This window comes from Nitrospira sp. BLG_2, from assembly GCF_049222245.1.
Map to the genome: position 1 here is coordinate 1 of NZ_JBLYIG010000103.1, position 7,796 is coordinate 7,796.

The following is a 7,796-nucleotide window of genomic DNA, read 5'->3' on the forward strand; positions in this document are numbered from 1 at the left end:
AATGTGCGCAATTGATGCGAAAGAGCCTCGCCCCCTCGTCGATGGCCGGGGGCGCGCCTGTGTTCCGAATGATCGACCGGCTGTCGCGCGGCACGCTCCCGATGGGAGAGTGGAGCCGCGGTGCTTCCTGGGATTGCTAGGACGGCTGCTCTTGCATGTCGCGCGAACAAGCCTGCACTCCACACAAGAGATAGGCCGCGGCGAGGAGAGCGGCAACCACCTGTGCTTTTTCGTCCAGCGCGTGCGCCACCGACGGCGCCGGATGGCGACGCCGGATTTCCAGCGCGCCGGCCTGCCGGAGGAGAGCATGGACCTCCTCGACTAGAGGAGCATCCGGCGGCAGGGAGATGATCACCTCGATGAGCCCGTCATCGACGCGCGGATCGCGCTCGGCGGCGTGCCGGCTTCCCGACCGAAGCCGAAGAAGCATCGCTCCAAAAGTCGTGACGATCGCCACGAGCATCATGGTTTCAAAGGCGATGATGCCGACGACCGGAGGGGCCACGATCGGTTTTCCTCCCGTCACGATGGGATACAAAAGCGCCGTGCCGCCCGCAAAAAAGACGCCGACGCAGATGCCCACCAGACCCGCCATGATCGTGATGACGTGCAGCGGGACACGCGCGGGGTGCGACAAGGCCGCCTCATGCAGCGGCAACGGCGAGAGAACTTCGACCGCCTCCTCCGGCACGCCCGTTTTCGTAAGGTCCTCGGCGAGCGATTCCGGATAGCCGGACGGCTCGAAAAGAGCCAGCACCGTCATCTCATTTTCCGTGGCGGCTGCCATGAACGAGTCCTTCCTTTTCCTCCCAAATGGAAATCACCGGGACAACCTTGACGGCCAGAGCATAAAGCAGGATCGCCAATGCCAATGATCCGGCGATGATGGTCATTTCAACCCAGGACGGGAAATAGCTTCCCCAATTGAACGGCAATCGGGGATAGGACAAGGGGGGCACCAGGATCAAGACCCGCTCGATGTACATGCCGATGTTGATGAGGACACCGACGATCATGATGCCCAACGGCCAGCGCCGAAAGGTCGGGTTCGTCAGCGTGACGAGCGGGATGATGTAGATACAGGTCGCCATGAACCAAAAGGGCACGGCAAAGGGACCGGTCAACAACGCGTCCACCACCCACATGTGATCCGGAATGCTCGCGTACCAGATAGTGAGCAGTTCGGCGAAATACAGATAGGCCAGGCTCATCGTCGTCACGAGCAGCAACTTGCCGATTTTGTCGAAATGCTCGGGTCCGATATAGTCTTCGAGTCGATAGATCTTGCGAAGAACATACAGCCCGATCGCCACTAATCCCACGCCGGAATGGACCGCCCCCACGACGAAATAGGGGGCGAAGATCGTGGAGTGCCACGCGGGAACCAGCGACACGCCGAAATCCCATCCGACGATCGAATGAACGGACACCATCACCATCACGATCAACGGCGTGATGATCCGGAGAGCCGTTTCCAAGACCTGCCATTGGTTCTGCGTGCCGGTCCATCCGAGCGAGAGCACTCGGTACAGCGGTTTGCGCCAGCCGCCGATCCGTTCCCGCAGCAGCGCAAAATCGGGGATCAAGGGCAGATAGAGATAGATGGTACTGGCAGTGGCATAGGTGAAGACGGCGGTCGCATCCCACATGAGCGGCGACCGGAAATTCGGCCACATCTCCCGCTGATTGGGATAGGGAATGAGGTAGTACCAGCGCCAGACGCGCCCCAGATGGAAGAAGACGAACAGGGTGGCGATCACACAGGAAATGAACGTCATCAATTCGGCGATCCGCGTGACCGGTCTGCGCCACTCCGCTTTCGTGAGGCGCAGCACACCCGAGATGAACGTGCCCGAGTGGCTCGCGCCGACCCAAAAGATAAACGACGCGATATAGACCGCCCAAAAGATCGGCGGGTGCATATTGGTTTGCCCGATGCCGGTTTGGACTTGATAGGTCCACGCGCCGGCGCCGGCCACCACAAGACACGCCAGCGCCGCGACCAAAAGAAAATAGGTCCAATGGGTCCCGAGCAGGGGCGCCAATAGATCGTGATTGATCTTCGGAATGTGTTCCCAGTGTCTTTTCTCTCGATCCATCTTCGAATGTCTTATGTCAGCCGTTTCAAATAGGTGATGGCCGGATGTGTCCCGACCGATTCCAGGAGATGGAAACCCCGGTCCTGCCGCGCCAATTTCGAGACGCGGCTATCAGGATCGTGACGATCGCCGAACACCAATGCGGAAGTGGGACAGGTCTGCACGCAGGCGGGGAGGATGTCGCCGTCACGGACCGGACGCCCTTCCTTTTCCGCTTGTTCCTTCCCCCGGCGGATACGCTGAACGCAAAACGTGCACTTTTCCATGATGCCGTTCTGCCGGACCGTCACGTCGGGGTTGAGCTGTTCCGCGAGCGGCTCATCCCAGTGCGGGTCGAACCAATTGAACTGCCGCGCCGTGTACGGGCAATTATTGCCGCAATAACGGACGCCGATGCAGCGATTGTAAACCTGCGCATTCAGCCCCTCCGGCGTGTGATAGGACGCGTACACGGGGCAGACCGGCTCACAAGGCGCGTCATCGCAGTGCTGACAGAGCACCGGCATGAACCGAGCTCGGACGTTGGGATACTCTCCTTCCCAATAGCGCTCGATTCTGATCCAATTGATCGCCCGTCCCTGCGCCGCTTCCTCTTCTCCGGAAATGCGAATGTTGTTCTCCGCATGGCAAGCCACGACACAGGCTTCGCAACCTGTACAGCGATCGAGATCGATGACCATTTCCCACTTGTGGGACTTGTTTTGTGGCTCGCTCATATATTATCGCTCCCCTTCACGTCAGGACTGAGTAATGAGGACTGTGAACTGAAAAGACACCGGACGCTCACCATCTCGCTCGCCTCGCGGCGAAGCCGAGGGCGCCCGTGCGCAAACGTGACGCTCGTTATTCCTCGCATCGCGCACCTCAGAACTCAGCGCGTATTTGATCGTCGTTCGATCGCGATCAACCCGTTGTGTTCCATCGTGGGGCGTTCAAGCGTCACCAGTCGCCCTTTCACGCCGGTGGGCTCGATGCGAACTCTGGTGGCGCCTGACGCCAGAGTTCCAGTCACCGTATCCAAAGCCGGAGCCAGCAATCCAACGGGGTTCACCCCGCGTTTCTTGGCGTACCGACCATAGCTCGAATGGCCTTGTCCGAGCGGCATGGCCACGACATCGGGGCGGATGCCTGGAAAGAGAACGGCCGGGGCCTCTAGTGATCCGAACGGCGAAATGACCCGCACCATATCGCCTTGTTGAATGCCAAGATCCTTTGCCGCCATGGGATTGACTTCCACCCAAGAGCCCCACACCACCGTCGTCAAAGTATCAGGCAATTCCTGTAACCACGGTCGATTGGAGCCTTCTCCGTGACCGATCGTCATCGAAGGATAGGGATAGAGCGCAAAAGGATATTCTCGCTCCTCACCGAAAAAGACGGGATCCTCGAAGCGTCGCGATGAAGAGAATCTCAGTGGAAAACGCTTTTTCCTCGCCCCCTTCCACCAGCCTCCTTGCTGCAAGTGAGCGACCCAAGCCTTATCAAACCAATCGGGCGCCTCTTCGTGCGGTTTATCGGCAAGGAATGTTTTCCATCGTTCGCGCAGCAAGTCGTAAAAGGTTTGCGCTTGAGCGTGCCCGTGGTTCAACCGGCGACTGACATCAAGAATCGTGTCGCCGATCTGGCGCGCGTCATAGAGCGCTGTCACGACCGGCTGGGACAACCCAATGGTCTCTGTCGTGGTCTCGGCCACATGATCGCCCCACGACTCCAACGCATCACGATCCGGCAACAAGAGATCGGCCCACTCGGACGATTCATCGAGGAACGAGCTGAAGCTCACGACGAACGAGGCCCGTTCAAAAAGTTTCTCGGTGGGCACCGACGGCGGCATCGCAAAAAGCGGGTTGCAGCCATACAGCATCAGCACAGGCCATGTGCCGGTATTCGCCTGTTCTTCGACCAACTCGGACACCGTACGTTCGGTCAGCCAAGGAATCGAACCGGCAGAACGGTTACCGTCATGCCGGAAGCGACGCGCGGCGGATTCATGACCCAACTCCTCGACCAGCGCATTCAAGCCGTTGACCGCGATCAACGATATCGTGCCGTTCGTCTGAGCGCAGCTCGTGCCGCCTCCGATGGCGAGCGGGGCTCGCGCGGAAGCGAACTCATGAGCCAAACGGACGATCACATTTCGTGGAAGACCCGTGGCGCTCTCCACCTCATCAAGCCGGGCAGAGCCGTAGAATGCGCGGAACCGGTCGAGTGACTTCCCAGTCGACCGGGATCGATGCGTATCGAGGATAACCCGTCCGATCCCGAGGGCGAGCATCCCTTCCATGCCCGGTCGAATGGGCAGCCATTGGTCGGCATTCGCGGCCGTCACGGACATCCGAGGCTCAATATGAATGTACCGGCCGCGCACCGTAGCGCGTCCCTGGCGCATGTGGCCGAAGGCGATGCCCATGGCGACCGGAGACAGCCAATGCTCGAGAAATGGAGCGCCGAAGGACAACAGATAATCCGTCTGAGCCAGGTCGTGGGACGGGACCACGCCGTCACCGACACTCTCATGCCATGCGGCATGCAGCGGCAACTCCGCATCCGGCGCATAGAAGTAGAGCCGGCCCCCTAAAGAATCCATAAAATCCGACAACAGCCTTGCGAGAGTCCCGGATAGGGGCCTGGTCACCATTAACGGCGGTACGCGCGTATCTTGGAGGGCCTGCGCGCAACGTCGCAGACCTTCTTCCCATTCTATCGGGATGAACGTTCCTTCCCCTCGACGGCCCTCTCGTTGAACCGGTCGCCGAAGCCGATCGGGATTGTAGAGGCCTTGTAATGAGGCTTGTCCCCTCGCGCAAAGCTTCCCCTGATTCCCCGGATGATCGGGATTGCCTTCGACCTTTTTGGCTCGCCCCTCCTGCACGCGCACGAGCACGCCGCATCCGGCGGAACATTCGTCGCAGACGGAGGCATACCAATCGGCGACGCCGGGGACGATCTCGTCGTCCGGCAGGACGTATGGAACCAAGCGATGGGTCTCGCGCTCGCAACCGGGAAGCAGCGATCCTGCCGCAGCAAGGGCCGCTGTCTTGAGAAAAGTACGACGTTTCAGATCCATGGCCTTACCATTAGTCACCCATCACTACGGAAGACATTGGGCGCTCACCATTTCGCTCGTCTCGCGGACCTCAACACTCAATCCTCCCTTCATTTGTGGCATACCCAACAGTCACGCGACGCACCGCGCTGCCGATGGCAGGTCAGACACCAGCCCATTTCGTAACTCGCGGCGCGCGGCGTGTGGGACATGCGCTCCACATGTCCGTGGCAATCGGCACAGTGCAACCCGGTCCTGAGATGCATTTCATGCGTGAAATAGACGAAGTCCGGCAACCGTTGCAGCCGCACCCAGGGTATCGTCTCTTGACGGTTCCAGTAGTCCGATAGAGTCTTAGCCTCCGCGTTTTCCTCAATCAGATTCCGATGGCAGCTCATACACAATTGCACGGACGGAACACCAGCCGCCGCGGAGACGGCGGCGAAGCGATGGCAGTACAAACAGTCCACTTTAAGTTGTCCGGCATGCCGCGCATGGCTGAACGACACCGGTTGAATATCTTGGCCGCTCGAGTCGGAACTGCCGGAGGAATAAAGAAAGCCTATCCCGGCAGCCATCACGCCGGTGAACAGCAGCACGGGCACGGCGCTCATGCGTGAGCGAAGACTCGTCACGGCCTGCCAAAGTGCAAAGAATAGGCCCCTGTAAAATGCAGAATGGAAGGGATATGGTGATCAATAATCGGAAAAACTGTCCGCTCGTCAGACAAGTTATCCGATCAGTCATACGTAGATCGTGATTCCGACGCTCTGCTCTCGGGCCGGCAGCGACGGGCACCGTTGGCATCGAGGAGAACGGCCCGCGCTATCGCTGGTTCCGCCGTAGCCGGGAAAGTCAATTCGCGGAATGCCCGCCCCGTCTTGTCCTTGGGTATCGCCGACGACTTTCTCGATTCAGCCCATTGGTCGGATCACATCGTGATTGTGTGTCGCCAACGATTGTGCCTTGCGGTCCTCATGGTCGTCCGACGAATCGATCCATTTGTTCTATTTCAAGTTTGCTTTCGGCGCCGAGCGGCTCGACCGGCTCGCGCCTCTCCTGCCGGCCTCTTGTCCGCCACGGCGCGATTCACGCTCAGAACGACCTCCCCCAGTGACATCTCCGGCACGACTTCTTCCTGTTGTACTCCCAGCGCGACCTCTCCCTGTTGCACGTCCAGCCCTCTTTTGAGTCGGCATACATCCTCCTTGCGCGGTATTTTTGCGGCAGATCCTGGCTCTCCTGCTTCACCTTAGTAGGTGACGTGTAGCGTGGTGTGGCGCCTTCGGCGGCCGTCAGCCATCGTAGTCCAGGCGAGGCGCCTCTCTTTGCGCGATGCTTTTCCGTGATTCCGCGATCATGAACGACGAATGATGACGTCATGTTTCTCTTATAAAACTAAAACCAAAACCGGAGATCACGGCTTGCGGACATGAAGCGTGATAGCAATGTTACGGGTCCTCACCGGGCAAATTGTCGCTGGGGACTGTGCCGCCCGGCACGGTCCCCCCAGGCAATGTGCTATCAGGCCAGGTGCCGCCTGGTACAGTGCCGCCGGGCAACCTACCGCCGGGAACTGTGCCGCCCGGAACGGTTCCGCCGGGAACTGTGCGATTAGGCCAGGTGCCGCCCGGCACTGTCCCTCCAGGCAACGTGCCGCCTTCCGGCGTATTATCCAAGCCGGATCGCGCGGTCCGTTCGCCGACCCTTGCGGAATTGGCGCTACTCATCGTGTGGTTGACCTCCGAGTCCGCCGGTCCCGCGACAGAATCCGAGAACTCGGCCATGAATGTGACCGCCCCGAAAAATACCCCTGCTATCAGCGGAACGATCGGTGCGCGACTTGCCATATCAACCTCTATAGCGCCCGCAGAAACGCCGTGAGATCCTTCTTTTCTTCTTGCGACAGTTTCAGTCCCATCACGAGATTGAAAAATTCCACGGTGTCCTCCAGCGTCAACAACCGCCCATCATGGAAATACGGCGGGGAATCTTTGATACCCCTGAGCGTGAAGGTCTTCATCGGTCCGTCTCCCGGCTCGTCCTTCAGGAAACGCTCGAGATGCAAGTCGTGCATCTGATGGTCGAGGTAGAACGGCGGGGTATGACAAGCCGCGCACTGGCCCTTGCCGAAGAAGATCTTTTCTCCTCGCATCTCGTTTTCCGTGGCTTTCTTCGCGTCCAGCCGACCGGTCATGGGATCGAGTTTCGGCGCCGGGGGAAAATCCAGCATGTTCTGCATCTGCGCCATGTGACTGACGCGGACTCGGTCTAAGATAACAATCCCCTTCTTCATGGCATGGATCGGATCGCCGTTGAAGTACGCCGTCCGTTGCTCGAACTCCGTAAAGTCCTCAATCGAACGTAAGCTACGTTTTGAGCTGTGGATCTGCTGATTGAATACTCCTCGGAGGCTCGTCGTATCGAGACGCAGGCGCCGCTCTTCGGGCCGCATATCGGGGTTCAGATGGAACTGTCCGGTCGTATGGCCGTTGATATGACAATCGAGACAGGTCACACCCAAACTAGGATGGAGGCTTTTACGATCATCGGTCGCGTTGAACTCTTCCTGAGGCAACGGTGTCAATAACATTCTAAGTCCATCAAGCTGGACCGGCGTGAGAAGATCCTTGAACAGCCGATGGAAATTG

7 protein-coding genes and 1 pseudogene are annotated in these 7,796 nt (G+C 59.1%); all 8 read right to left on the reverse strand.

Going from position 1 to position 7,796, the window contains the following annotated elements; translation table 11 throughout:
* Positions 1–136: 136 nt before the first annotated feature.
* A complete protein-coding gene (locus tag ACOSYY_RS03055) occupies positions 137–787 on the reverse strand; it encodes a quinol:electron acceptor oxidoreductase subunit ActD (protein ID WP_421660800.1) in 651 nt (216 codons plus the stop codon).
* Positions 765–2,099 (reverse strand): NrfD/PsrC family molybdoenzyme membrane anchor subunit, encoded by a 1,335-nt coding sequence (gene nrfD / locus ACOSYY_RS03060; protein ID WP_421660801.1) that lies wholly within the window; start codon positions 2,097–2,099, stop codon positions 765–767. The genes ACOSYY_RS03055 and nrfD overlap by 23 nt, the downstream gene beginning before the upstream one ends.
* Positions 2,100–2,110: 11 nt before the next feature.
* Positions 2,111–2,815 (reverse strand): 4Fe-4S dicluster domain-containing protein, encoded by a 705-nt coding sequence (locus ACOSYY_RS03065; RefSeq protein ID WP_421660802.1) that lies wholly within the window; start codon positions 2,813–2,815, stop codon positions 2,111–2,113.
* A 155-nt stretch (positions 2,816–2,970) separates the two neighbouring features.
* Positions 2,971–5,166 (reverse strand): molybdopterin-containing oxidoreductase family protein, encoded by a 2,196-nt coding sequence (locus ACOSYY_RS03070; RefSeq protein ID WP_421660803.1) that lies wholly within the window; start codon positions 5,164–5,166, stop codon positions 2,971–2,973.
* Between the two features lie 89 nt (positions 5,167–5,255).
* Positions 5,256–5,759, reverse strand: coding sequence for a cytochrome c3 family protein (locus tag ACOSYY_RS03075; protein WP_421660804.1), 504 nt, complete (start codon positions 5,757–5,759; stop codon positions 5,256–5,258).
* A 398-nt stretch (positions 5,760–6,157) separates the two neighbouring features.
* Positions 6,158–6,319 (reverse strand): hypothetical protein, encoded by a 162-nt coding sequence (locus ACOSYY_RS03080; RefSeq protein WP_421660805.1) that lies wholly within the window; start codon positions 6,317–6,319, stop codon positions 6,158–6,160.
* Positions 6,320–6,596: 277 nt separating this feature from the next.
* Complete coding sequence (locus ACOSYY_RS03085; RefSeq protein WP_421660806.1) at positions 6,597–6,995, reverse strand: hypothetical protein; 399 nt, start codon at positions 6,993–6,995, stop codon at positions 6,597–6,599.
* An 8-nt stretch (positions 6,996–7,003) separates the two neighbouring features.
* Positions 7,004–7,796, reverse strand: a pseudogene (locus ACOSYY_RS03090) (cytochrome B6); the annotation flags it as partial.

Bases quoted from the DNA above. Each gene is read 5' to 3' on its own strand.
- ACOSYY_RS03055 (WP_421660800.1), bottom strand. From the start codon at position 787: ATGGCAGCCGCCACGGAAAATGAGATGACGGTGCTGGCTCTTTTCGAG.
- nrfD (WP_421660801.1), bottom strand. From the start codon at position 2,099: ATGGATCGAGAGAAAAGACACTGGGAACACATTCCGAAGATCAATCAC.
- ACOSYY_RS03065 (WP_421660802.1), bottom strand. From the start codon at position 2,815: ATGAGCGAGCCACAAAACAAGTCCCACAAGTGGGAAATGGTCATCGAT.
- ACOSYY_RS03070 (WP_421660803.1), bottom strand. From the start codon at position 5,166: ATGGATCTGAAACGTCGTACTTTTCTCAAGACAGCGGCCCTTGCTGCG.
- ACOSYY_RS03075 (WP_421660804.1), bottom strand. From the start codon at position 5,759: ATGAGCGCCGTGCCCGTGCTGCTGTTCACCGGCGTGATGGCTGCCGGG.
- ACOSYY_RS03085 (WP_421660806.1), bottom strand. From the start codon at position 6,995: ATGGCAAGTCGCGCACCGATCGTTCCGCTGATAGCAGGGGTATTTTTC.